This is a genomic window from Streptomyces sp. NPDC019443, assembly GCF_044389785.1.
Classification (GTDB): domain Bacteria; phylum Actinomycetota; class Actinomycetes; order Streptomycetales; family Streptomycetaceae; genus Streptomyces.
Map to the genome: position 1 here is coordinate 259,010 of NZ_JBIRYJ010000008.1, position 25,647 is coordinate 284,656.

The following is a 25,647-nucleotide window of genomic DNA, read 5'->3' on the forward strand; positions in this document are numbered from 1 at the left end:
GCTAGGTTCACCGCGACCGCTGGTGAATCAAGGGGAGGGTGAATGCGCAAGGCGCTCAGATGGCTGTTGTCGCTCGTGGTGCTCATTGGCACCGTGAGCGCGGCCGGCGCGACGGCCGGTGCGGCTACCGCCGCAGAGCCGACGACCGGCACGGACATCAAGGACCGGATCCTCGCGATACCGGGCATGAGTCTCATCGAGGAGAAGCCGTACCCGGGTTACCGCTTCTTCGTTCTCAACTACACACAGCCGGTCGACCACCGGCACCCGGACAAGGGCTCCTTCAAGCAGCGGATCACCCTGCTGCACAAGGACACCAACCGTCCCACCGTCTTCTTCACCTCCGGCTACAACGTGAGCACCACGCCGCGCCGCAGTGAGCCGACGGCGATCATCGACGGTAACCAGGTCTCCCTGGAGTATCGGTTCTTCACCCCGTCCCGTCCTGATCCCGCCAACTGGTCCAAGCTGGACATATGGCAGGCCGCCAGCGATCAGCACCGCGTCTTCACGGCGCTGAAGAAGATCTACGCCAAGAAGTGGCTCTCCACCGGCGGCTCCAAGGGCGGCATGACCGCCACCTACTTCGAGCGCTTCTACCCCCGGGACATGGACGGCGTCGTCGCGTACGTCGCCCCCAACGACGTGGTGAACAAGGAGGACTCGGCGTACGACCGGTTCCTCGAGAAGGTCGGCACCAAGGAGTGCCGGGACAAGTTGAACGCGGTCCAGCGCGAGGCTCTCGTGCGCCGCGCGCCGCTGGAGGCCAAGTACCAGGAGGCCGCGACCACCGAGGGCTACACCTTCAAGACCATCGGCAGCCTCGACAAGGCGTACGAGGCCGTGGTCCTCGACTACACCTGGGCGTTCTGGCAGTACAGCCTGCTCGCCGACTGCGAGTCGATCCCGGCCGCCGCGACCGCCACCGACCAGGAGATCTACGACTCCATCGACGCGATCTCCGGCTTCTCCTTCTACACGGACCAGGGCCTGGGCACGTACACGCCGTACTACTACCAGGCAGGCACCGAGCTCGGCTCGCCCGACATCAAGCAGCCGCACCTGGACGGGCTGAGCCGGTACGGGTACCAGCCGCCGCGGAACTTCGTGCCGCGTGACATCCCCATGCGCTTCAAGCCGTGGGTGATGAACGACGTCGACAAGTGGGTCCGGCACAACGCCCACCAGATGATGTTCGTCTACGGCGAGAACGACCCGTGGGGCGCCGAGCCGTTCCGGGTCGGCAAGGGCAGCCGCGACAGCTATGTGTACGTCGCGCCCGGCGGAAACCACTCGTCCAACGTCGCCGGCCTGGTACCGGACCAGAAGGCGAAGGCCACCGCCGCGATCCTGAAGTGGGCGGGTGTCGCCCCGGCCGCCGTCCAGCAGGACGCCGAGAAGGCGAAGCCGCTGACGAAGTACGACGCGAAGCTCGACAAGCGGGACATCGAGCGGGAGCCGGCCCTGCGGCCGTAACCCGTCGCACGGAAGTGAGTGGGCTGTGCCCGCCGTTGAGTGATCCTCATACACGGCGGGCGCAGCCCACCGGCTTGTCACCGCCCAGCCGCACATAGAGCGCCGTCGACGGCGGGCACTGCGCCCTGCTCCGGACCGCCGACGCCACCTCGAACTCCGGTGCCCGTGCGCCCGATCCGTCACAGGCCGTCTCCTTCACCTGCCGCTTGCTCGCGCTGTACACGCAGTCGCCGACGACGGTGTGCGGGCCGCCGCCCTCGCCCGGATCGCCCGGATGCGGAGGCTCCAGATTGCGCATACATGCGTACCCCCTGCCCACCTCCCCGTCGCCGTCCTCGTCGGCCGCCGGACGGCTCTCGGAGATGTGCAGTACGAAGTCGGTGGCCGCGGGGCAGGCGGGGCCGCTCGCGGGCCGCCCCTCGTCTGCGCCCCCGCTTCCGCCCTCGTCTCCGCCCTCGTCTCCGCCCTCGTACCGGCCTTCATGGCGGGCGATCACCCGGGCCGCCGCCTTCTCACTGGCGCAGAGCACTTCCTGGACGTTGCGGCCGCGTGAGCCGCAGTCACCGGGGCCGAGGAAGACCAGGCCGTACCCGGACGGCGTGGCGGTGGGGCTCACGGCGCTGCCGCCTGCCGCTGTGGTGCGTCCCGTCGCCTGCTGGCAGCCGGCGGAGAGCGCCGACGCCAGCGCGACTGCCAGTACCAGTACCAGGGCGCTCACCGCCCCCGCGGACCGCCGCTGTGTGCCCATCCGGACCCCCCGAGCCCCGGCCCCCCGGCCGGTTTGGTCCAGCGTGGCCCGCCGAGGCGGGCACACGCCAGACGCGCGGAGTGTTTCGGGACAATTGGGGGGAGTGCGCCGGTGGCGCGGGACGGGTCGGTTACGTCAGTCGTACGTCAGTCGAACGACAGACCGTGACCGATGGGATACAGCACCTGGGCCGGATCGTCCGCCCGCTGCACGGGCACGGGCAGCCGCCCCTCGGGCTCGGTACGGCCCGCGATCACGCGTGCCGCGGCGCGCAGTTCGACATCGGTCCAGGAGTATGCGGCGAGCGCCGCCCGTACGCCGTCGAGCCGTGCGATGTCGTACGGATTGCGGATGGCGAGCGCGACGAGGGGCACCCCCGTCGCGGCGAGCCGTGCCACCAGGGTGCGCTGAGGGCTGGTCGCCGAGACGTTGTACGTGCCGACGATCACCGCGTCCTTGCCGCCCGCCGCCGCGACCGCTTCCTCGATCCTCGCCGCGGTGGGGGTGATGCCGGTGGACAGCGCGGTCGCGGTGAAGCCCAGTTCGGTGAAGGCCTTCGCCAGTACGGCGGTCGGCGGTCCGGTAGTCCCGGTCGGCGAGGCCGGGTCGGCGCCGACCACCAGGAGCTCCGGCTGCGCGCGCCGGCTCAGCGGCAGCAGCCCGCCCTCGTTGACCAGCAACGTCGTCGTCCGCTCCGCGATCCGGTCGGCGGCGGCGAGATGCGCGCCGACGCCGACGGTGCGATCGAGACGCCGGTGGGAGACGAACGGGTCGCGGAACAGGCCCAGTCGCTCCTTGAGACAGAGGATGCGCAGGATCGATTCGTCGATGCGTGCCACGCTGATCTCGCCGCTCTTGACGGCGCTGAGCACGCCGTTCCAGGCGACGGCCAGGTCCGGCGGGTTGAGCAGCTGATCCACGCCCGCCTTCAGCGCGAGCACCGGCACCCGGTGGTCTCCGTACTTGTCGCGCACGCCTTGCATATTGAGCGCGTCGGTGACGACCACTCCGTTGTAGCCGAGCTCCTCGCGCAGGATGCCGGTGAGGATGGGGCGCGACAGCGTGGCCGGGTCATTGCTCGGGTCCAGGGCCGGGAACTGGATGTGCGCCGTCATGATCGAGTCGATGCCGGCGGCGATCGCGGCCCGGAACGGCGGGGCGTCGATCTCCTCCCACTGCTGACGGGTGTGCGTAATGACGGGGATGCCGGTGTGACTGTCCACGGTGGTGTCGCCGTGCCCCGGGAAGTGCTTGGAGGTCGCCGCGATGCCCGCGCCCTGGTAACCCTTGACCTGCGCGGCGACCAGGCGGGCGACTGCCTCCGGGTCGGCGCCGAAGGACCGTACGCCGATGACCGGGTTGGCGGGATTGACGTTGACGTCGGCAACCGGGGCGTAGTTCTGCAGGATGCCCATCGCGGCCAGTTCTGCCCCGGCGATCTGCGCGGCGCTGCGGGCGTAGGACCGTGACCCGCCCGCCCCCAGCGCCATCGCGCCCGGCACGAGCGTGGCGGGCTTGCCGATCCGGGTGACGATGCCGTGCTCCTGATCGGTGGAGATCAGGAGCGGCACAGGGGTGGACTGGGCGAGTCCGGCGCGCTGGATGCCGTTGGACAGATCGGCGATCTGGTGCGGATCGCGGGTGTTGTGCGCCCAGGAGAAGTAGATGATCCCGCCGACGTGGTACGCGGCGACCAGTTCGGCGGCCGTGCGGACGCCCATCTCCTTGAGGTTGAGCTCGATGTCGGCCTGGTCGGGGGCGGTGGCGGAGTGCCCGTACACCCGCATCACAAAGAGCTGGCCGACCTTCTCCTCCAGGCTCATCCGGGAGATCAGCCGTTTGAGACGGTCGCGGTGGGAGGGGTGGGCGAGGGCGGGGGATGCGGTGGCTACGGCGCCGGCCGCGACGGCGGTCGCGGCGGTCGCGGTGAGGAGGGTGCGTCTGGAGAGGCTCCGGTCGTGCATGGGTGCTCCTTCCGGCCTTGCTCGACAAGGGAGTTGAAGGAAACTTCCAAGGATTCACGGATAGCCGGAAAGTTACTGCCAGGTCAAGGGTGTGGCAACAGAAAGCACGCGCGGCACGCGAAAGGTCACCCGGACGCGGTGGCGGGTGACGGTGCCGGGCGCGGGCGGCCCGAATGCCGTGGCGGACCCGGACCCGGACCCGGACCCGCACCCCGCATTCGCCCCGCGTCTCACGCGCCCGGCCAGTGGCGCTGGAGCGATTCCACCGTCGCCGTGATCGCGGGGCGGCGCGCCGCGCCCGTGCGCCACAGCGCGTACAGCCGTCGCTTCGGCACCGGATCCAGGGCGAGAGCCACCACCCCGGCAGGCAGCGGGCCGCGGCCGAGCCGCGGGATCAAGGCGATGCCGAGCCCGGCCGCGACCAGTGCGAGCTGGGTGTGGTATTCCTCGGCCTGGTGGGCGAGATCGGGTTCGCAGCCCGCCGCGCGCAGCGTACGGACCAGCCAGTCGTGGCAGACCGTGCCCGGCGGCTGGCAGATCCACCGCTGCCCCGCCAGATCCTCGCGGCGCACGGACACACGCGCCGCCAGCGGATGCCCCTCCGGCACCAGGAGATCGCACAGGTCGTCGCCGATGACGGCCTGTGCCACGCCCTCGGGAGCGGGCAGCGGTGCGATGTCCCAGTCGTGCGCAAGAGCCAGGTCGATCATCCCGCGGGCCACCAGGTCGATGGAGAGATGCGGGTCGACCTCCGTCATCCGGGCGTCGAGCCCCGGATGCCTGCGGCCGAGTTCGGCGAGCACGCCGGGCAGCAGTCCGCGGGCCGCCGAGGCGAATGCGCCGATGGTGAGCCGGCCGGTCGGCTGCCCCCTGCGCTCCTCCAGGGTGGTCTCGGCGCGCTCGACGATGGCGAGCAACTCCTGTGCGGTGGCGGCAAGATGACGCGCCTCGTCGGTGAGCGCGACGCCCCGTCCCCGCCGTTCGAGCAGGGTCGTACGCGTCTCCCGCTCCAGCTTGGTGATCTGCTGCGACACGGCGGACGGGGTGTACCCCAGGGCGATGGCCGCGGCGGCCACGGAACCGTGGACGGAGACCGCGTGCAGTGCGCGCAGTCGCCCCAGATCGAGCATGGCCGACCTCCATTTCTGCGGGCATTCGTAAGCAACGCTCAATTCCACCATGAAGAAGTCCGCGCTGGTGCTACATGGTCGGGGCCGGTGATCCTCTGTGCATGCGTCCCGTACACATCGCACTCGCCGTCCTGGTCGCCGCGGTCTGGGGAGTGAACTTCGTCGTCATCGAGCTCGGGCTCGGCCACTTCCCGCCGCTGCTCTTCTCCGCGCTGCGCTTCTTGGTGGCCGCGCTGCCCGCGGTATTCTTCGTGGGCCGCCCAAAAGTCGCCTGGAAGTGGGTGATCGGTGTCGGACTGGCGCTGGGCGTCGCGAAGTTCGGGCTGCTGTTCATCGGCATGGACCGCGGGATGCCGGCCGGGCTGTCCTCGCTCGTCGTGCAGATCCAGGCGGTCTTCACAGCCCTGTTCGCCGCTGTAGTTCTCACCGAACGGCCGGGAAGGGTACGGGTCCTGGGCATGGCGGTCGCCCTGTGCGGCATCGCCCTCGCCGCGGTCGACGAAGGGACCTCGGGCCCCGTCCTCGCCTTCCTGCTCGTCATCGCGGCCGCGGCCTGCTGGGGCCTGTCCAATGTGCTGACCCGCAAGGCATCCCCGCCGGACGCACTGAACTTCATGATCTGGGTCTCGACCGTCCCCGTACTGCCGCTGCTCGCGCTCTCCCTGCTCTTCGAAGGCCCGCAGGCCGATCTGGACGCGCTGCGCGCCCTGGACTGGAGCGGCGTCGGCGCGATCGTCTACGTCGCCTGGGGCGCGACGGTCTTCGGCTTCGGCGCCTGGGGCTTCCTGCTGCGCCGCTACCCCGCCTCCGCCGTCGCCCCCTTCTCGCTGCTCGTGCCGGTCTTCGGCATGTCGTCGGCGGCGCTGCTGCTCGACGAGTCGGTGAGCCCGCTGCGCTGGGGCGCGGCCGTGCTGCTGGTCGGCGGTGTGGCGCTCACCTCACTGTCGCGAGCAGGCGCTCCAGGTGCTCCCGTCCCGGAACCAGCAGCCCGGGCAGGTCAGCTGCCTCCGGATGCCAGCGCTTCTCGTACTCCCAGCACAGCCACGTCTCCTCGGTGAGTGTCGCCAGGCACTCGGCCAGCGGCAGTACTCCCGCGCCGAGCGGCAGCGGCGCGAGGTCGTCGCGCGATGCGACGTCCTTGACCTGGACATAGCCGAGGAAGGGAGCGAGCGCCGCATGTGCCGCCGCCGGTTCCTCGTGGTCGAGCCACGGGTGCACCACGTCCCAGATCGCGCCCGCGTGCTTGTGTCCGACGAGGCCCAGGATGCGGGAGACATCAGCGCCGGTACGGTGCGAGTCGTGGGTCTCCAGCAGGATCCGTACGCCGAGTCCGGCCGCGGTCTCGGCGGCGGCTCCGAGCCGGCGGGCGGCCGTGGCCTCCGCCCCGGCCCGGTCCTGGTCGCCCCCGCCGGGGAAGACGCGTACATTCGGCGCGCCCAAGTCCTTCGCCAGCCGCAGCAGTTCGTCGAGTTCCTCGTACACCGGAGCGTCGTCACCGGGAGCCGCGACGCCGGTGTACCCGCACACGGTGAGAATCTCCACGTCCGCCCGTTCGAACTCCGCCACCACGGCGGACCGTTCCCGCGTTCCGATCCCCGGATGCACCGGCTCCTCGGGGTCGGCGCGCAGCTCGACCCCCTGATAGCCGGTGTCCACGGCGAGCGCGACCACATCCGCGACGGGCATGCACGGCACACCGAGCGTCGAGAAGGCGAACCTCATTTGACCGTTCCTTCCTGCAGGGGCAGCCGCCAGTCCTGGCCGACCAGATCCGCTCCGTACGAGCGGTGCGGCTTCTCGGCGACGAGGGTGAACCCGGCCCGCTGATAGATCCGGCGGGCGCCGGTCAGTACGTCATTGGTCCACAGCACCAGTTCTCGGTACCCCACATCGCGCGCGAAATCCACGACAGTGCTCACGAGTCGGTCGCCGAGTCCGTGACCGCGCGCCTCTGGTTCGACGAGCAGGAGCCGCAGCCGCGCGGTCGCCGGGGCGTCGTCCCGTACGCACATCACCGACCCGGCCGGCCGCCCGTCCAGCTCGGCGATCCACACCCGCTCCAGATGGGGGTCGTGGTCCTGTGCGAAGTCCGCGACGATCCGGGCGACGAGCCCTTCGAAGTCGGCGTTCCAGCCGTACTCGGCGGCGTACAGCGCACCGTGCCGCTGCACGACCCACCCCAGATCGCCGGGCCCGGGCTCACGCACCACCGGTCCTTCGCGGTGCGCAGTCCGGGACCGGGAGAGGATCTCGCGCACGGTCCGCATCGCCTCGACCAACCGCGGCCGCTCGTCCGTCGCCACCCTGTCCAGCAGCGCCCCGACGGCCTCCCGCGACCGCTCGTCCAGCAGCGCGGCGGCCTCGCGCCCGCGGGGAGTGAGGGTGATCCGCTGCCGCCGCGGATCCACCTCGGACGGCGCCCGCCCGACCAGCCCGTCCCGCTCGAACCTGGCGAGCAGCCTGCTCAGGTACCCGGCGTCGAGGGAGAGTTCGGCGCGCAGGTCGGCGGCGTCGGTACGGGGGCTGTGGGCGAGTTCGTACAGGACGCGCGACTCGGTGAGGGTGTACGGGGTGTAGAGGTGCTTGCTGTAGTCGAGCGCGCCGATGAGGTTGGTGTAGAAGCGGTTGAACGCGCGGATTTCATGGATCGGCATGAGCTACTCCGGGCTGGTCACTCCGGGCTGCTTACTCGGGGGCTCTACCCTTGACTGAGTCAACGGTATTCCGGGGTTCGGGCCCCGGCAAGGGCTGGTGGCCGCTTTGTCATTCACGGCCGCGGCGGCTGCGCCGACTGGTGAACAGAGGTGTCGCGCTGGTCCCGCCGGACGAGCGCTCGCTCTCGCTGGACCTTCGGGCCGTCCCGGGTTGTCCGACGCCAGAAGGATCGCCATTCTCATCCGCTCCAGTCTTCACGACATCTCCTCATACGTCGGCTATGAGCGCTACGGTTCTCTTCGTCGCACCACGTGCGCACTACGTCACAGATCGACATGTTGTGGCTGCTTGGGCCTGCCCTGAGGCGGCCGCACGTCTGGGGGACTGCATGCTCGAAATGCCCAAGGGCTCCAATGTCGGCCTGACAACCCTGAGCGATGACACCGGTTCGGTGATCGTGAGTCTGCGCTGGAGCAGCGCGGCGGGAGACGGGGACGCGGATGTGTCCGTATTGCTGTTGGACGCCAACGGCAAGGTGCGCAGCGACGACGATTTCTTCTTCTACAACAACCCCGCGGCAGCCGACGGCAGCGTGCAGCTGTTGGGCAAGACACCGACCGACAACGGCAGCGAAGACCGCATCAGCCTCGATCTGACCGCAGTGCCCCCGAATGTCGAACGCATTGTTGTTGCTGCCAGTCAGTACGGCGGTTCGTGCTTCGGTGAACTCGACGACCTGCGGGTGACGCTCGCCGATCGCAGCGGTGAGGCTCTGCTCGGATTCTCCATCGCCGACGCCGGCGTCGAGAGCGCGTTCATCTTCGGTGAGCTCTACCGGCGGGGCGAGGAGTGGAAGTTCCGGGCGATCGGCCAGGGCTACGAGACCGGCCTGGCGGGTCTGGCCACGGACTTCGGTATCGATATCGATGACGCGAGCGATGACGAGGCCGCAGAACCAGCCGAGGTGGAGCCGGTACTGAAGGCCGAAGAGCCGCGGACTCCGGCCGTCGAACCGCCGGTGGCCCTCCCCGCACAGGCAGTGCGTGAAGCGCAGCCCGCCGATGTGAAGCCGACGCCGACGGGCGCCCGTGGCCCTCGTACCGCCAAGAAGAAGGTCACGCTGCCCAAGGTGGCCAAGAAGTCCCTCGCCGAGAACGATTCCTGGAAGCCTGCACGGCTCTTCCCCGCACCCTCGCTCAAGAGCGACAAGGAGCGGGAGCTACGGGCAACTTCCGTTCTGCTCTCGGTGATGGCCGAAGTGCCGGAGTTCGGGCGTCGGCTCATCGCGGCATTCGGCGCACCGGCCGGCCGGATGCAGACCTTCACCGAGGTCACGCTCCCGCACGGAGAAAACCCCAAGCGCCCGGACGGTGTGATCCGCGTGGAAAGGGCGGGCAAGCTGTGGACCGCTCTGCTCGAGACGAAGACCAATGGAAACCCGCTCAAGCCGGATCAGGTACAGAACTACATGGACATTGGCGCCCGCCGCGGCTACGAGGCCGTCATCACCCTCTCCAACGACGTGGCCCTCGAAGGCAGTCCGCTGGTGGACGTCAGGATCGACGGACGGCGTAAGCACAAGGTCGCTCTGTGGCACTTGTCCTGGGCAGAAGTGGCCCACCAGGCACAGATGCTGATCCGCCACGAGGGCGTCGGCAACGCCGCCCATGCGTGGCTCCTGCAGGAACTGCTGCACTACCTTCAGCACGAGAATTCCGGCTGCCACGGATTTCAGAACATGGGTCCGGCCTGGGTGCCCGTACGAAACGGCATCGACACGGAGACTCTCTGCCAGGGTGACCGGCGCGCCGTCGAGGTCGTCGAGAGCTGGGAACAGCTCATCCGTCAGGTCTGTCTGCGCCTCGGCGGCGAACTCGGCCAGAAGGCCCTGCCGGTACAGCGTGCCAAGCGCGGTACCGATCCGCATTCCCGGCGGGCCGCACTCGCCGACCGGCTGTGTGAGGAAGGCCGGCTGACCGCCGAGTTGCGTATCGACAGCACGCCCGGCGTTCTGGCGATCGTCGCCGACCTGCGGACCGGCAAGCTGCGCACGTCCATCGAAATCCAGGCCCCGGAAGGGAGTTACCCCCTCACCTCGGCCAAGCGCCTGATCCGACTGCTGGCCGAGGCGCCCGCGGACCTCCACGTCGAGACCCTCGTCGAGGGCGGCAACGGCCCACGCGGCACCCTCGAACGGCTACGGCCCGAACCGGCCGACATCCTTCCCAAGGACGGCGCCCGGATGACCGGTTTCCGGCTGTCCTTGTTCAAGGGCATGGGCGCCACTCGCGGCAGCGCGGAATCCGGATTCATCCGCAGCGTCGACGAGGCTGTGGACCGGTTCTACGCAAGCGTGGTCGCTCAGCTGGGCCCCTTCGAACGACGCCCGGTCAGCCGATCGCAATCCACGGAACCGGCTGCTGTCGGCTGATCCCGAGTTGCGGGACTGGTAGCCGTACTGCGCCGCCGCGGCGGCGCAAGTTGCCGCCGGCCCTCCCGCGGCCTCACCGGCAGGGGCAGTACGGCGCCCTCGTGCCGCAATCGCCCCCTCACCCCTTCCGCGGCGGCGCCGTCGACGCCCGTGCCATCAGCTCCGCGGCGATCGTCGCGATCCCCCCGGGCGGCGGGGCTTCGTTGCCCATCGCCAGGCGGCCCGCCCGTGCGCCCGCCTCGTAGAGCGGCAGCCGGACCGTCGTCAGCGCCGGGACCGCGTCCACCGAGAAGGGGAGGTCGTCGAAGCCCGCCACCGAGATGTCCTCGGGGATGCGCAGCCCCTGGTCGCGCAGTGCCGCGCATGCGCCCAGCGCGACCGTGTCGTTCGCAGCCACGATCGCCGTCAAGTCCGGGTCGCGGCGCAGGAGTTCGAGCGTCGCGTCGTAGCCGGAGCGGCGCGCGTACGGGCCGTGCACGGTCACGTGTGACTGGTCCTCTTCGATCCCCGCCGCGGCCAGCGCCGCCCGGTGGCCCTCCAGCCGGTGCCGGGTCGTCGTGCGCTCCGGCGGGCCCGCGACGTAACCGATCCGGCGGTGTCCGAGCGCCAGCAGATGCTCGGTGAGCCGCCGCCCGCCGCCCCGGTTGTCGAAGGCGAGCGCGGCGACGATCGCCTCGCTGCCCGGCAGCGGGGGCCGGCCGCACAGCACCACCCGCGTCCCCGCGTCCGCGAGCCTCGCCAGCTTGGCGGCCATCGCGGCGATATGGTCCGGGTCCTCCAGCGCACCGCCGGTCAGGACGACGGCCGCGGCCCGCTGCCGCTGGAGCAGGGTGAGATAGGTGAGTTCGCGCTCCGGCGAGCCGCCGGTGTTGCAGACGACGGCCAGCTTCTCGCCGCCCGCCCGCCCCGAGCCCTCCTGCCCGCCGATCTCCGTCTGTGCCGCCCCGGCCATGATCCCGAAGAAGGGGTCGGCGATGTCGTTGACGAGGATGCCGACCAGGTCGGAGGTGGCCGCGGCGAGTGAGCTCGCGGGTCCGTTCAGTACGTAGTCGAGCTCGTCGACCGCCCTCAGCACCCGATCCCGCGTCGACGTCGCGACCGGGTAGTTGCCGTTGAGCACACGGGAGACGGTGGCCGGGGACACCCGGGCGCGCGCCGCCACATCCGCCAGGGTGACTGTCATCGCTTTCCTCCACGGGAGATGGAACAGGGCCCTTGTCCGGGCCGCTGTCGGCAGGCTAGCGTCATACCGCGTAGAAAGCGCTTGCTACCGCCGTATCGAGGGAACACGGCCGTGATGAGGGAACAAGAAGCATCGAGGGCACATGGAGGCACCTTCGTGACACGCAGGACAGTGCGGATCGCCATGAACGGCGTCACGGGGCGAATGGGGTACCGCCAGCACCTGGTGCGCTCCCTCCTCGCGATCCGCGAACAGGGCGGCCTCGACCTCGGGGGCGGCGAGGTCCTGTGGCCCGAGCCCGTCCTCGTCGGCCGCCGTGAGCACGCGCTGCGCGAGATCGCGGAGCGGCACGGCCTCGCGCACATCTCCACCGACCTCGACGCCGTGCTCGCCGACGACAGCATCGACATCTACTTCGACGCGCAGGTCACCTCCGCCCGCGTCGACGCGATCAAGCAAGCCATCGCCGTCGGCAAGCACGTCTACACCGAGAAGCCGACCGCGACCGACCTCGCCGGCGCGCTGGAACTCGCCCGCCTCGCCGAGTGCGCCGGCATCAAGCACGGAGTCGTCCAGGACAAGATCTTCCTGCCGGGCCTGCTGAAGCTGAAGCGCCTCGTCGTCGGCGGCTTCTTCGGCCAGATCCTGTCCGTGCGCGGGGAGTTCGGCTACTGGGTCTTCGAGGGCCACTGGCAGGAGGCGCAGCGCCCCAGCTGGAACTACCGCGCCGAGGACGGCGGCGGCATCGTCGTCGACATGTTCCCGCACTGGGAGTACGTACTGCACGAGCTGTTCGGCCGGGTCACGTCCGTCACCGCGCAGGCCGCCACGCACATCCCGCAGCGCTGGGACGAGCGCGGCAAGCCGTACGCCGCGACCGCCGAGGACGCCGCGTACGGCATCTTCCAGCTGGAGGGCGGCGCCGTCGCCCAGATCAACTCCTCCTGGGTGGTACGGGTGATGCGCGACGAACTCGTGGAGTTCCAGGTCGACGGAACCCACGGCTCGGCGGTCGCGGGCCTGCGCCGCTGCCGCGCCCAGCACCGCTCCGCCACCCCCAAGCCGGTGTGGAACCCGGATCTGCCCGCCACCGAGTCCTTCCGCGACCAGTGGCAGGAGGTGCCGGACAACGGGGAGTTCGAGAACGGTTTCAAGGCGCAGTGGGAGCTGTTCCTGCGCCATGTCGCGCTGGGCGAGCCGTACCACTGGGACCTGCTGGCGGGCGCGCGCGGCGTGCAGCTTGCCGAGCTGGGGCTGAAGTCCTCGGCCGAGGGCCGGCGCCTCGAGGTGCCGGAGCTGTCGCTGTGACGATCAGGCTCCCGCACGGGGTGTACGAACCCCGCAACGAACCGGCCGTGTTCGCCGGTGGGGCCGCACTCGCCTCTCGTACGGTCTTCTCCGCGGCGCATGTCGTGGCCGACCCGTACGCCGACGCGAGCCCCGACTCGCCCGCCGCCGTCGACTGGGACGCCACGCTCGCCTTCCGCCGCCATCTGTGGTCGCACGGCCTCGGCGTCGCGGAGGCGATGGATACGGCGCAGCGTGGGATGGGTCTGGACTGGGCGGGCGCGGCGGAGCTGATCCGGCGCTCGGCGGCGGAGGCGAAGGCCGTGGGCGGCCTGATCGCGTGCGGGGCGGGCACGGACCAACTCGGCCCCGGGGGCGGTTCGCTGACGCAGGTGCGCGCGGCATACGAGGAACAACTGGCGCTCGTCGAGGACAGCGGCGCGCAGGCGATCCTGATGGCGTCGCGCGCACTGGCCTCGGCGGCCCGGACGTCCGACGACTACCTCTCCGTCTACTCCCACCTCCTGCGGCAGGCGAGCGGTCCGGTGATCCTGCACTGGCTGGGCCCGATGTTCGACCCGGTGCTGGAGGGTTACTGGGGTTCGTCCGATCTCGACGCGGCCACATCGGTCCTGCTCGACGTCGTCGCCGCCCACCCCGACAAGGTCGACGGCATCAAGATCTCGCTGCTGGACGCGCAGCGCGAGGCCGACCTGCGCCGCCGCCTCCCTCAGGGCGTCCGCTGCTACACCGGCGACGACTTCAACTACCCGGGACTGATCGCGGGCGACGAGCGGGGCTTCAGTCACGCGCTGCTCGGGATCTTCGACCCGCTCGGCCCGCTGGCCGCCCAGGCGGTACGGATCCTCGACACCGGCGATGTCGCCGGGTTCCGCAGACTTCTCGACCCGACGGTCGAGCTCTCCCGCCATCTGTTCGAGGCGCCGACCCGCTTCTACAAGACGGGCGTGGTGCTGCTCGCCTGGCTGGCAGGGCACCAGTCGCACTTCACGATGGTGGGCGGCCTGCAGTCGGCCCGCTCGCTGCCGCACATGTGCCGGGCGTACGAACTGGCCGACGGCCTCGGCCTGTTTCCCGACCCGGGGCTGGCCGAGACCCGTATGAAGTCCCTCCTGACGATGTACGGAGTCGCCGAATGACCGATTCAGCCGACCTGACCCGCTTCAGCATCAACCAGATGACGGTGAAGCAGCTCACCCTCCCCGAACTCACCGAGGCGTGCGTACGCATGGGCATCTCGGGGGTGGGCCTGTGGCGTGAACCGGTCCGGGCGTACGGAGTCGAGGCAGCGGCGAAGCTCGTACGCGACGCCGGACTGACGGTCACCAGCCTGTGCCGCGGCGGCTTCTTCACCGCGATCGACCCGGCGGAGCGGGCCCACGCTCTGGCCGACAACCGCACGGCGATCGACGAGGCGGCTGCGCTCGGCACGGACACCCTGGTCCTGGTCTCGGGCGGCCTCCCTGCGGGCAGCCGCGACCTGCCGGGAGCACGGGAGCGCATCGCGGACGCGCTGTCGGTACTGACTCCCTACGCGGGAGAACGGGGCGTGCGGCTGGCGATCGAGCCGCTCCACCCGATGTACGCGGCGGACCGGTGCGTGGTGTCGACGCTGACGCAGGCGCTCGACCTCGCCGAACGCTTCCCGGCGGCGCAGGTCGGCGTGGTGGTGGACACGTACCACATCTGGTGGGACGAGGCGGCGCCGGCCGCGGTGGCGAGGGCGGGCGCGGCGGGCCGTATTCACGCGTTCCAACTGGCGGACTGGACGACGCCGTTGCCGGCGGGGGTGCTGAACGGGCGGGGCCAGCTCGGGGACGGCGCGATCGACTTGCGCGAGTGGAGGGAACGGGTGGAGGTGGCGGGGTACAAGGGCGCGATCGAGGTGGAGCTGTTCAACGAGGGGCTGTGGGCGCGGGACGGGGAGGAGGTCCTGGGGGAGGTGCTGGGGCGGTACGAGGAGTTCGCGGCGTAGCGGTTTTGTTGCGACCTCTTGTTCTGGCCTCTTGTTGTGGCCTCTTGTTGTGGCCTCAGGAGGGCGCGTGGATTCCGCAAAAACAACTGTCCGCTGTCGTGCAACCCTTTCCGCATGACGAGGGTCGTACCTGTCATCAAGGCTCCCGGGGAGGGATCTGGGGGGATCTGGGGAGCCCTTGACGGAGGGGAACAGGAGGGGCCCGGTCGTCGGACCGGGCCCCCTCGACCGTTCCGGGACACCCCGCAGGTCACAGGCCTCCCCGACGCACAGCCCGGCGGACAGCCCGGCGCAGAGTTGTCCACAGGCCACCCGCACTGTCGGACCCCGGCGGTAGCGTCGGATCATGTCCAATCTCGCAGTGGTCGAAGGGGTCCTTGAGCGGATCACATACGCCAACGAGGAGACCGGCTACACCGTCGCCCGCGTCGACACCGGCCGCGGCGGAGCCGATCTCCTCACGGTGGTCGGCTCGCTGCTCGGCGCGCAGCCGGGCGAGTCTCTGCGTATGGAGGGCCGCTGGGGCTCCCACGCCCAGTACGGCAAGCAGTTCACGGTGGAGAACTACACCACGGTCCTGCCGGCCACGATCCAGGGCATACGCCGCTATCTCGGCTCCGGCCTGATCAAGGGCATCGGCCCCAGAATCGCCGAGCGCATCGTCGAGCACTTCGGGACCGAGACCCTCGACATCATCGAGCAGCAGCCGAAGAAGCTCATCGAGGTCCCCGGACTCGGCCCGAAGCGGACGAAGTTGATCGGCGTCGCCTGGGAGGAGCAGAAGGCCATCAAGGAGGTCATGATCTTCCTCCAGGGCGTCGGCGTCTCGACCTCCATCGCGGTGCGCATCTACAAGAAGTACGGCGACGCCTCGATCTCGGTCGTGAAGAACCAGCCGTACCGCCTGGCCGCCGACGTCTGGGGCATCGGCTTTCTCACCGCCGACAGGATCGCCCAGGCCGTCGGCATACCGCACGACAGCCCGGAGCGGGTCAAGGCGGGTCTCCAGTACGCCCTGTCGCAGTCCAGCGACCAGGGGCACTGCTTCCTGCCCGAGGAGCGGCTGATCGCGGACGCGGTGAAGCTGCTCCAGGTCGACACCGGCCTTGTCATCGAGTGCCTCGCCGAACTCGCCGGTGAGGAGGAGGGCGTCGTACGGGAACAGGTCCCGGCCCCGGACGGAGGAGACCCCCTGACCGCCGTCTATCTGGTGCCCTTCCACCGCGCCGAAATCTCGCTCGCCGCCCAGCTGAACAGACTGCTGCGGACCGAGCAGGACCGGATGCCGGCCTTCCAGGACGTCGTGTGGGACAAGGCGCTGGCGTGGCTGGCGGAGCGTACGGGCGCGGAGTTGGCGCCCGAGCAGGAGCAGGCGGTCAAGCTGGCCCTCACCCGCAAGGTCGCCGTGCTGACCGGCGGCCCCGGCTGCGGCAAGTCGTTCACGGTCCGCTCCATCGTGGAGCTGGCCCGCGCCAAGAAGGCGAAGGTCGTGCTCGCCGCCCCCACCGGGCGTGCGGCCAAGCGGCTCGCCGAGCTCACCGGCGCGGAGGCCTCCACCGTGCACCGGCTGCTGGAGCTGAGGCCCGGCGGGGACGCGGCGTACGACCGGGACAGACCGCTGGAGGCGGACCTCGTGGTGGTCGACGAGGCGTCCATGCTCGATCTGCTGCTGGCCAACAAGCTGGTCAAGGCGGTCGCCCCCGGAGCGCATCTGCTGCTGGTGGGGGACGTGGACCAGCTGCCGAGCGTCGGCGCCGGCGAGGTGCTGCGCGATCTGCTCGCGGACGGCGGCCCGGTGCCGAATGTCCGGCTGACCCGCATCTTCCGGCAGGCCCAGCAGTCCGGGGTCGTCACCAACGCCCACCGCATCAACTCCGGTGTACAGCCCATCACTTCCGGGCTCTCCGACTTCTTTCTCTTCGTGGAGGAGGAGACGGAGGACGCGGGAAAGCTCACGGTGGACGTGGCGGCCCGCCGGATTCCCGCCAAGTTCGGCTTGGACCCGCGGCGCGATGTGCAGGTGCTCGCGCCCATGCACCGCGGCCCGGCCGGCGCAGGCACCCTCAACGGCCTGCTGCAGCAGGCGATTACGCCCGCTCGGCCCGACCTCCCCGAGAAGCGATTCGGCGGCCGGGTCTTCCGCGTCGGCGACAAGGTCACCCAGATTCGCAACAATTACGAGAAAGGCAAGAACGGCGTCTTCAACGGCACGGTCGGCGTGGTCACCTCGCTCCAGCTGGACGATCAGCGGCTGACGGTGCTGACGGACGAGGACGAGGAGGTTCCGTATGACTTCGACGAGCTCGACGAGCTGGCACACGCGTATGCCGTCACCATCCACCGCTCGCAGGGCAGCGAATACCCGGCAGTGGTGATCCCGGTCACCACCGGGGCCTGGATGATGCTCCAGCGGAACCTCCTCTACACAGCGGTGACCCGGGCCAAGAAGCTTGTCGTGCTGGTCGGCTCCCGTAAGGCGATAGGACAGGCAGTGCGCACTGTTTCCGCGGGTAGACGCTTCACCGCGGTGGACCACCGGCTGGCCGGCGGCTGACACTGAGGGCTCCGCCGCCCGGGGGAAGCCCCCCGGCCCCGCAGGGTGGGAAACGCCACCCCGGCTTCCGGAACCTGGGCGAACGGGGCAAGATGAGCAGGTTGGCGGCACTGAGTGCCGCCGATAGGCCCAATGGTCGACCCCGAGTGCACTCTCCTCAGCCAAATGGGGGATGGTAGAGACAGTCAGGGCACCTCGAAGAAGAGGCACTACGTCGGTGAGGGATGACGTGAGCGACAACTCTGTAGTACTGCGGTACGCGGACGGTGAATACACCTACCCGGTGGTCGACAGCACCGTCGGTGACAAGGGCTTCGACATCGGGAAGCTCCGAGCCCAGACCGGTCTGGTGACCCTGGACAGTGGATACGGCAATACCGCCGCCTATAAATCCGCGGTCACCTACCTCGACGGCGAGAAGGGCATCCTGCGCTACCGCGGCTACCCCATCGAGCAGCTGGCCGAGCGCTCCACCTTCCTCGAGGTGGCGTACCTGCTGATCAACGGCGAGCTTCCGACGGTCGACGAGCTTTCCAGCTTCCGGGGTGAGATCACCCAGCACACGCTGCTGCACGAGGACGTCAAGCGGTTCTACGGCGGATTCCCGCGCGACGCGCACCCGATGGCGATGCTGTCCTCCGTGGTCAGCGCACTGTCGACGTTCTACCAGGACAGCCATAACCCGTTCGACGAGAAGCAGCGCCACCTCTCCACGGTCCGGCTGCTGGCCAAGCTGCCGACGATCGCGGCGTATGCGTACAAGAAGTCGATCGGCCACCCGTTCGTCTACCCGCGCAACGACCTCGGGTACGTGGAGAACTTCCTGCGGATGACTTTCTCGGTCCCCGCCCAGGAGTACGACCTGGACCCGGTCGTGGTCGCCGCGCTCGACAAGCTGCTGATCCTGCACGCGGACCACGAGCAGAACTGCTCGACCTCCACCGTGCGTCTGGTCGGCTCCTCGCAGGCGAACATGTTCGCCTCGATCTCCGCCGGTATCAGCGCCCTGTGGGGCCCGCTGCACGGTGGCGCAAACCAGTCGGTCCTGGAGATGCTCGAGGGTATCCAGGCCACTGGCGGCGACGTCGACTCCTTCATCCGCAAGGTGAAGAACAAGGAGGACGGCGTCCGTCTGATGGGCTTCGGCCACCGCGTCTACAAGAGCTTCGACCCGAGGGCGAAGATCATCAAGGCCGCGGCGCACGATGTTCTTTCGGCGCTCGGCAAGTCCGACGAGCTGCTCGACATCGCGCTGAAGCTGGAGGAGCACGCGCTCTCCGACGACTACTTCGTCTCGCGCAACCTCTACCCGAACGTGGACTTCTACACGGGCCTGATCTACCGGGCCATGGGCTTCCCGACCGAGATGTTCACCGTGCTCTTCGCGATCGGCCGGCTGCCCGGCTGGATTGCCCAGTGGCACGAGATGATCAAGGAGCCGGGTTCCCGCATCGGCCGTCCGCGCCAGATCTACACCGGCGAGGTCCTGCGCGACTTCGTCCCGGTCGAGGCCCGCTGAGACCAGGATTCCGGCACGCGGGGCGCGTCCGCGCCTCGTGACCGGTCCTGTCGCAGGCACAGACAGCGGAAAGCGCCCCGCTGCCGATCCCCCCACGGGTCGGCGGGCGGGGCGCTTCCCATATCCCCGGAGCGGATTCCCCCCACGGGATCCGGCCGGGCGTCTGCTGGCTGCAGAAGCTCCTCACGCGGTCTGCCGGGGTACGTACGCACGGGAGGGCCGCTCAAAGCTCCCCGGGCACGTGCCCCGGCCAACGCTTGCCTGGGACGTCCCCCAAGACATCCCATGAACGTCCCCCAAGACGTTCTCGGCATCGCCAATTTAGACTCGCGAGGAGCCTGAATGGTTACCCCTAAATATCTGTGATCTAGGTCTCTTTGTGAAGGTCTTGTGCCCCACTTGTAGTCACCTGAAGGAGCGCAGACGCAGGCTGTTGGCTACCACAAATACGGACGAAAAGGCCATAGCGAAACCAGCGATCATGGGGTTGAGCAGGCCTGATGCCGCAAGAGGCAGTGCGGCGACGTTGTAGCCGAAAGCCCAGAAAATATTGCCCTTGATTGACGTCAGTGTCCGACGGGCGAGACGGATCGCGTCGGCCGCAGCCCTCAGGTCCCCCCGTACGAGCGTCAGGTCACCGGCCTCTATGGCCGCGTCCGTGCCTGTGCCCATCGCCAGGCCCAGGTCGGCGGTGGCCAGAGCGGCCGCGTCATTGACCCCGTCACCCACCATGGCGACGATGCGGCCCTGCGCCTGGAGACGCCTGACCACATCCACCTTCTCCTCGGGCATGACCTCGGCATACACCTCGTCGATGCCGACCTCGGCAGCGACAGCATCGGCGACCGCCTTGCTGTCGCCGGTCAGCAGCACCGGGGTGAGACCGAGGCCGCGCAGCAGCGTCACCGCCTCGGCGCTGGTGTCCTTGACCGCGTCGGCGACGGTGAGCACGCCGAGCGCCTTGCCGTCCCGGGCGGCGAAGACGGCGGTACGTCCCTCCGTGGCGGCGGCCTTCAGCTCGGGGGGCAGCTCCACCCCGGCGTTCTCGAACAGCTGTGCGCGCCCGACCATCACCTGGTGTCCGTCGACGACGCCTCGTACGCCGAGGCCCGGGACGTTCTCGAAAGCCATCGGCACGGGCAGGGTGCCGACGCGCTCCTCCGCTCCCGCTGCGACAGCGCGGGCGATGGGATGCTCCGACGCGTGCTCCAGTGCGCCGACGAAGCGAAGCAGTTCATCCGCATCGGCGGTTTCGGAGATGTACACGCTCTGAAGGCTCATCCGGCCCGTGGTGACCGTCCCCGTCTTGTCCAGGACGACGGTGTCGACCCGGCGGGTCGACTCGAGGACCTCGGGGCCCTTGATGAGGATGCCGAGCTGGGCGCCGCGGCCGGTGCCGACCATGAGGGCGGTCGGCGTCGCCAGGCCGAGGGCGCAAGGGCAGGCGATGATCAGTACGGCGACGGCGGCGGTGAAGGCCGCGGTCGCGTCCGAGGTGGTCAGCAGCCAGCCGGTCAGGGTGCCGAGGGCGATCACCAGGACGACGGGTACGAAGACGGCCGAGATCCGGTCGGCGAGGCGCTGCACGTCGGCCTTGCCGTTCTGGGCGTCCTCGACCAGTCGGGCGATCCGGGCGAGTTGGGTGTCCGCGCCGACCCGGGTGGCCTCGACGACGAGACGGCCGGCGGTGTTGACGCAGCCGCCGGTGACCGGGTCGCCCGCGGCCACATCCAGCGGCACCGACTCGCCGGTCAGCATCGAGGCGTCGACGGCGGAGGCGCCATCGACGACCGTGCCGTCGGTGGCGATCTTTTCTCCGGGGCGTACGACGAACCGGTCGCCGACCGCGAGCCGGCCGACTGGAATCCGTAGCTCCGTACCGTCGCGCAGCACGGCGACGTCCTTGGCGCCCAGCTCCATCAGGGCGCGCAGGGCCGCGCCCGCCTTCCGCTTGGAGCGGGCCTCCAGATAGCGGCCGAGGAGGAGGAAGGTAGTGACGCCCGCGGCGACTTCGAGATAGATCGTCGAGGAGGCATCGGTGCGCGAGACGGTGAGGTCGAAGCCGTGCCGCATGCCGGGCATGCCCGCGTGGCCGAGGAACAGCGCCCAGAGCGACCAGCCGAAGGCGGCGAGCGTGCCGACGGAGATGAGAGTGTCCATGGTGGCCGCGCCGTGCCGGAGATTGGTCCAGGTGGCCCGGTGGAAGGGGAGGGCGCCCCAGACGACGACGGGGGCGGCGAGGGTGAGGGAGAGCCACTGCCAGTTGTCGAACTGGAGGGTGGGGATCATCGCCATGAGGACGACGGGTATCGCGAGCAGGGCTGAGACGGTGAGGCGCTGACGGAGGGCGACGGACTCCGGGTCGACGTGTGCCGCGAGGGCCGCGGGAGCCGCGTCGGAGGTCGCGCCGGGAGCGGGGTCCGGCTCCGGCTCGGGCGGCGGGGGCCGCTCGGCCGTGTAGCCGGTCTTGACGACGGAGGCGATGAGGTCGGCGATCTCAAGCCCGTGCGGGTAGGAGACCTTCGCCTTCTCGGTCGCATAGTTGACCGTGGCGCTGACGCCGTCCATGCGGTTGAGCTTCTTCTCGACGCGGGCGGCGCAGGAGGCGCAGGTCATCCCGCCGATGGTGAGCTCGACCTGGGAGGTTTCCACGTTCAGGACTCCATCTCCACAACGGGCGCCGCCGGGCCGTACACGACCAGCATCGGACTGTGGTCGGGCACGGCCCGGCGGGAGGGCTTTGCAGAAGCGGGCGCGGTGCCCGGAGCTGGGTGCGCGGTGCTGGGCGCTGGGTGCCCGGTCTCAGGCCTGGCCGACGAGTTCGTATCCGGCCTCGTCCACGGCCTCGCGCACGGCCGTCTCGTCGAGCGGGGTATCGGAGACCACCGTCACCTGGCCGCTTGCGGCGACCGCCTTCACGGAAGTGACGCCCGGCAGCTCGGAGAGCTCGTCGGCGACGGCGCCCTCGCAGTGGCCGCAGGTCATGCCGTTGACCTGGTAGACCGTGGTGACGCCACCGATCCGGACGTCGGCCGCGCCGTCGTGACAGGAGCCGGTGGACGAGCAGCAGGAGCCGGTCGCCTGGGCGGTCTCGGTCTTCGTCTCGGCGGTCATGGCGTTCTCCTCTTCGAGGGTGAAACACGTACTGGGTACACGTACGAGGTCATGGTGCCGGAGAGGCGGGGGAATGCCGTAGCGCCCCGACACTCGTCAGACTATACCCCTAGGGGGTATTAATGCGAACCGGGCGCCGCGTTTCGCCGCTCCGTGGTGGCGAGCACGGCTTCGCCGACGATCGGGTTCAGGTACCCGAACATGACCTTCTTGACCTCCGTGATGTACGCCTGCCGCTCCTCGCCCTCGTGGGTGAGGACCAGATCCAGGCCGGCCTTGAAGATGGCGAAGATCGTGGCGGCCGTGCGGGAGAGCTCGGCGGGCGGGGCGTCGGGGAGGTAGCCCGCGATGATCTCCTCGATCCGGGTGAGCAGCCCAGCGTGCAGGGCGTTGAACTCCTGGGTGATCTGGCCGGGGATGTCGGGGCCGTGCATCAGGACGGCGAAGGCCGGGTTCTCGTGGTTGAACGCGAAGAGTGGATCGAGGACCGCGTCGAGCAGCTCATCGAGCGGGAGGTTGAGGTTGGCGGCGGTCAGGGCTGCGCCGTGGGACTCGCGCCACTGATCGAGGAGCCGGCCGCCGAGCTCGACGGCGATGGCCTCCTTGTTCGGGAAGAACTGGTAGAGCGTGCCTGGGGAGACGCCGGCCTCGCGGGCGATGGCGTTGGTACTGGCGGCGGTGTAGCCGCTGCTGCAGAAGACGTTTGCGGCGGCTTCGAGGAGCTGGGCGATACGGCGCTCGCCACGGGCCTGACGGCGGCGCGGCTTGGCGGCCCCGGAGGCTGTCCCGGTGGCTTTGGCGGCCCCGGAGGCACTGCTGCTCCTGGAGGTGCTGCTGGTCCCGGAGGTGCTGCTGGCCCCGGAGGTGCTGCTGGTCCCGGAGGTCCTGCTGCTCCCGGAGGTGCCGCCGGTCCCGGAGACGCTGCTGGTCCCTGTGGTCGAGGCCGGTCCGGACGTTCCCTCGGCCGCGGCGGCCGCACCGGTGGCAGTCGTCGCGGCGGGCTCCGGCGTCGTGGGCTGCGGCACGTGAAATCCCCAGCTTTCCTGGTGCGGTTGACAAACGCGAGTGGTCGCTCGCATTCTTGATTAATGCGAGCGATGGCTCGTGTTTGCCAGTCTATGGCAATGGTCGACTCATGCTGCCTGCCGGGAAGCCTGCGCATGGGCCACGGTGAAGGGGACACCGCACCATGTCCGAAGTCAACAGCCCGCCGCCGGTCGGGGGATGGACCCGCTTCGTCACCGCGCGGCCGCGGCTCTCCCTGCTGGCCGCCCTGGTGCTCACCGCACTCGCCGTGTTCGCCGGCAGCGGGGTCGCCGAGCGCATGGGCAGTGGCGGCTGGGAGGACCCGGCTGCCGAGTCGACGTATGCGACGGCCGCGCTGGAGCGGGAGTTCCCCGCATCGCAGCCGAATCTGCTGCTCCTCGTGGACAGCGGGCGGGCGAGCGTGGACGCCCCGGCGGTCGCAGCCGAGGGGCGGCGGCTGGCGGAGCACCTCGCCGCCGAGAAGGACGTCACGGGTGTCGGTTCGTACTGGCAGACCGGCTCACCCGCGCTGCGCGCCGAGGACGGCCGGCAGGCGCTGATAGCTGCCCGGATCGAGGGCGACGAGAAGGCCAGGGCCGAGGTGCTGGAGCGGATCGCGCCCGACTTCAGGGGTGCGCACGGCCCGGTGGAGGTCTCGATCGGCGGCCCCGTCGCCGTGCAGCACGAGATGACGACGATCATCCAGGAGGACCTGCTGCGGGCCGAGCTGATCGCCCTGCCGGTGACGCTGGTGCTGCTGGTGATGGTCTTCGGCAGCGCGATCGCGGCACTGCTCCCGCTGGGCGTCGGCATTGTCGCCATCCTGGGGACGAATGCCGTGCTGCGCGGCATCACCGAGTTCGCCGATGTCTCGGTGTTCGCGCAGAACCTCACCACGGCGCTGGGCCTCGGACTCGCCATCGACTATGCCCTGTTCATCGTGCGCAGATTCCGGGAGGAGCTGGCGGCGGGGGCCGAGGTGCGGGAGGCGGTGGGCATCACCCTGCGCACCGCGGGCCGCACGGTTCTCTTCTCCGCTCTGACCGTGGCCGTGTCGCTGGCGGCGATGCTGGTCTTCCCGCAGTACTTCCTGCGCTCCTTCGCCTACGCCGGGATCGCGGTGGTGCTGCTTGCCGCGGCCGCCGCGCTGATCCTGCTGCCGGCCGCCCTGATGCTCCTGGGTCACCGGGTCAATGCGCTGGATCTGCGCCGCCTCTTCCGGCGTGGCCGGGGCAAGGGCGGCGCATCGTCCGAAGAGGCGGGCGCGGACAGGGAAGCGACCGGCGCCGGGTGGGCCAGGGTCGCGGCCCTGGTGATGCGCCGGGCTCCGCTCTTCGCCTTCGCCACCGTCTTCGGTCTGGTGCTGCTCGGACTGCCCTTCCTGGGCGTCAAGTTCGGCACCCCCGACGATCGCCAGCTGCCGTCGACCGCCGAGTCCCATGTGGTCCAGCAGCAGATACGGGACGGCTTCCCCGGCAGCCCGGCCGGCGGCCTCGCGGTGGTTGCCCAGGAGGCGGACTCCGGCGAAGCCGCGACGAAGCCCGCCGCGTACGCCGAATACCGCGACCGCATCGCCGCCCTTCCGGGGGTGCTGCGGGTCGACGGTCCCGTTACCTCCGGTGGAACCGCCTACTTCACAGTGCAGCCCAAGGGCGAGGCGGTGGGGGAGGAGGCGCAGCAGCTCGTCCATGAACTGCGCGACGTCCCGGCCCCGTTCGAGACCTCGGTGACGGGCAGGGCCGCGGTGCTGGAGGACTCCAAGGCCGCCATCGCCGACCGGCTGCCGCTGGCGCTCGCCATCATCGCCGTGGTGACCCTGCTGTTGGTCTTCCTGCTCACCGGCAGTGTGCTGATCCCGATCCAGGCGGTCGTGCTCAACGCCCTGAGTCTGACGGCGATGTTCGGCGCGGTCGTCTGGGTCTTCCAGGACGGCAATCTCTCTGGGCTGCTCGCCTTCACCTCCACCGGTGACATAGAGACGACGCTGCCTGTGCTGATGTTCTGCATCGCCTTCGGGCTCTCCATGGACTACGGCGTCTTTCTGCTCTCCCGCATCAAGGAGGAGTACGACCGCACCCACGACCATGAGCAGGCGGTGAGATTCGGCCTCCAGCGCACGGGCGGGCTGATCACCGCGGCGGCCGTGATCCTCGCGGTCGTGATGGTGGGCATAGGCACCTCACGGGTGACCAACACGAAGATGCTCGGTCTCGGAATCGCGCTGGCAGTGCTGATGGACGCCATGGTGGTCCGCAGCCTGCTCGTCCCCTCGGTGATGAAGCTGATGGGCGCCTCGACCTGGTGGGCGCCCGGCCCGCTGCGCCGGTTCCATCAGCGATTCGGGCTGAGCGAGGGGGAGATATCGCAGCCCGCGCCACCGCGGCCGGATTCGGACTCGGGGTCGGACTCGCAACCGGAGTCGGAGCCGAAGCGGGACCCGGGCTCAGAGCCGGACTCGGAGCTGAAGCCGGACCCTGACCCGGGCTCAGAGCCGAAGCCGGACCCGGACGGGGCGCGGGACAGCGTCAGGGCCTGAGACCGCAGACCGCTCACTCCAGGGCTCG

General features: G+C 69.8%; 17 protein-coding genes and 1 pseudogene. 9 read left to right on the forward strand and 9 right to left on the reverse strand.

What is annotated here, in order from left to right; all coding sequences use genetic code 11:
• Positions 1-42 precede the first annotated feature (42 nt).
• Positions 43-1,476 (forward strand): S28 family serine protease, encoded by a 1,434-nt coding sequence (locus ACH492_RS25350; protein WP_398989967.1) that lies wholly within the window; start codon positions 43-45, stop codon positions 1,474-1,476.
• Positions 1,477-1,522: 46 nt separating this feature from the next.
• Here the strand turns inward: ACH492_RS25350 and ACH492_RS25355 are convergent, their stop codons facing one another.
• The 3 genes from ACH492_RS25355 to ACH492_RS25365 all read right to left on the reverse strand — a co-directional run bounded on the left by ACH492_RS25355 (position 1,523) and on the right by ACH492_RS25365 (position 5,318).
• On the reverse strand, positions 1,523-2,224 hold the full coding sequence (locus tag ACH492_RS25355) for a hypothetical protein (RefSeq protein WP_398989968.1): 702 nt from the start codon (positions 2,222-2,224) through the stop codon (positions 1,523-1,525).
• 146 nt (positions 2,225-2,370) lie between these two features.
• Positions 2,371-4,188: a glycoside hydrolase family 3 protein gene (locus ACH492_RS25360; protein ID WP_398989969.1), complete on the reverse strand. Its 1,818-nt coding sequence runs from the start codon at positions 4,186-4,188 to the stop codon at positions 2,371-2,373.
• A gap of 230 nt (positions 4,189-4,418) precedes the next feature.
• A complete protein-coding gene (locus ACH492_RS25365) occupies positions 4,419-5,318 on the reverse strand; it encodes a LysR family transcriptional regulator (RefSeq protein ID WP_398989970.1) in 900 nt (299 codons plus the stop codon).
• 101 nt (positions 5,319-5,419) lie between these two features.
• Here ACH492_RS25365 and ACH492_RS25370 point away from each other — a divergent pair, with 101 nt between their 5' ends.
• Positions 5,420-6,376 (forward strand): EamA family transporter, encoded by a 957-nt coding sequence (locus ACH492_RS25370; RefSeq protein ID WP_398989971.1) that lies wholly within the window; start codon positions 5,420-5,422, stop codon positions 6,374-6,376.
• Here ACH492_RS25370 and ACH492_RS25375 read toward each other — a convergent pair.
• Both ACH492_RS25375 and ACH492_RS25380 read right to left on the reverse strand, forming a co-directional pair.
• Positions 6,270-7,040, reverse strand: a pseudogene (locus ACH492_RS25375) (sugar phosphate isomerase/epimerase family protein); the annotation flags it as partial. The gene ACH492_RS25370 and the pseudogene ACH492_RS25375 overlap by 107 nt on opposite strands.
• Positions 7,037-7,972: a GNAT family N-acetyltransferase gene (locus ACH492_RS25380; protein ID WP_398989972.1), complete on the reverse strand. Its 936-nt coding sequence runs from the start codon at positions 7,970-7,972 to the stop codon at positions 7,037-7,039. The gene ACH492_RS25380 and the pseudogene ACH492_RS25375, both read right to left, overlap by 4 nt.
• Positions 7,973-8,361: 389 nt before the next feature.
• On the opposite strand from ACH492_RS25380, the gene ACH492_RS25385 reads away from it, so the two are divergent.
• Positions 8,362-10,404, forward strand: a complete 2,043-nt coding sequence (locus tag ACH492_RS25385) for a TerD family protein (protein ID WP_398989973.1) — start codon at positions 8,362-8,364, stop codon at positions 10,402-10,404.
• Between the two features lie 118 nt (positions 10,405-10,522).
• Here the strand turns inward: ACH492_RS25385 and ACH492_RS25390 are convergent, their stop codons facing one another.
• Positions 10,523-11,587 carry a LacI family DNA-binding transcriptional regulator gene (locus ACH492_RS25390; RefSeq protein WP_398989974.1) on the reverse strand — a complete coding sequence of 355 codons (1,065 nt, stop codon included), beginning with the start codon at positions 11,585-11,587 and terminating at the stop codon, positions 10,523-10,525.
• Positions 11,588-11,743: 156 nt separating this feature from the next.
• Between ACH492_RS25390 and ACH492_RS25395 the strand changes: the two genes are divergently transcribed.
• From ACH492_RS25395 to ACH492_RS25415, 5 genes are all read left to right on the forward strand, one after another.
• A complete protein-coding gene (locus ACH492_RS25395) occupies positions 11,744-12,895 on the forward strand; it encodes a Gfo/Idh/MocA family protein (RefSeq protein WP_398989975.1) in 1,152 nt (383 codons plus the stop codon).
• Positions 12,892-14,034: a dihydrodipicolinate synthase family protein gene (locus tag ACH492_RS25400; protein WP_398989976.1), complete on the forward strand. Its 1,143-nt coding sequence runs from the start codon at positions 12,892-12,894 to the stop codon at positions 14,032-14,034. Before ACH492_RS25395 ends, ACH492_RS25400 begins: the two co-directional genes overlap by 4 nt.
• Positions 14,031-14,870: a sugar phosphate isomerase/epimerase family protein gene (locus ACH492_RS25405; RefSeq protein WP_398989977.1), complete on the forward strand. Its 840-nt coding sequence runs from the start codon at positions 14,031-14,033 to the stop codon at positions 14,868-14,870. The genes ACH492_RS25400 and ACH492_RS25405 overlap by 4 nt, the downstream gene beginning before the upstream one ends.
• Positions 14,871-15,216: 346 nt before the next feature.
• Positions 15,217-17,424 (forward strand): ATP-dependent RecD-like DNA helicase, encoded by a 2,208-nt coding sequence (locus tag ACH492_RS25410; protein WP_398989978.1) that lies wholly within the window; start codon positions 15,217-15,219, stop codon positions 17,422-17,424.
• A 229-nt stretch (positions 17,425-17,653) separates the two neighbouring features.
• Complete coding sequence (locus ACH492_RS25415; RefSeq protein WP_398989979.1) at positions 17,654-18,943, forward strand: citrate synthase; 1,290 nt, start codon at positions 17,654-17,656, stop codon at positions 18,941-18,943.
• 405 nt (positions 18,944-19,348) lie between these two features.
• Here the strand turns inward: ACH492_RS25415 and ACH492_RS25420 are convergent, their stop codons facing one another.
• From ACH492_RS25420 to ACH492_RS25430, 3 genes are all read right to left on the reverse strand, one after another.
• Positions 19,349-21,559, reverse strand: a complete 2,211-nt coding sequence (locus tag ACH492_RS25420; protein WP_398990040.1) for a heavy metal translocating P-type ATPase — start codon at positions 21,557-21,559, stop codon at positions 19,349-19,351.
• 186 nt (positions 21,560-21,745) lie between these two features.
• Positions 21,746-22,057 carry a heavy-metal-associated domain-containing protein gene (locus ACH492_RS25425; protein WP_398989980.1) on the reverse strand — a complete coding sequence of 104 codons (312 nt, stop codon included), beginning with the start codon at positions 22,055-22,057 and terminating at the stop codon, positions 21,746-21,748.
• A 119-nt stretch (positions 22,058-22,176) separates the two neighbouring features.
• Positions 22,177-23,082 (reverse strand): TetR family transcriptional regulator, encoded by a 906-nt coding sequence (locus ACH492_RS25430; protein ID WP_398989981.1) that lies wholly within the window; start codon positions 23,080-23,082, stop codon positions 22,177-22,179.
• 164 nt (positions 23,083-23,246) lie between these two features.
• On the opposite strand from ACH492_RS25430, the gene ACH492_RS25435 reads away from it, so the two are divergent.
• On the forward strand, positions 23,247-25,619 hold the full coding sequence (locus ACH492_RS25435; RefSeq protein WP_398989982.1) for an MMPL family transporter: 2,373 nt from the start codon (positions 23,247-23,249) through the stop codon (positions 25,617-25,619).
• Positions 25,620-25,647 lie beyond the last annotated feature (28 nt).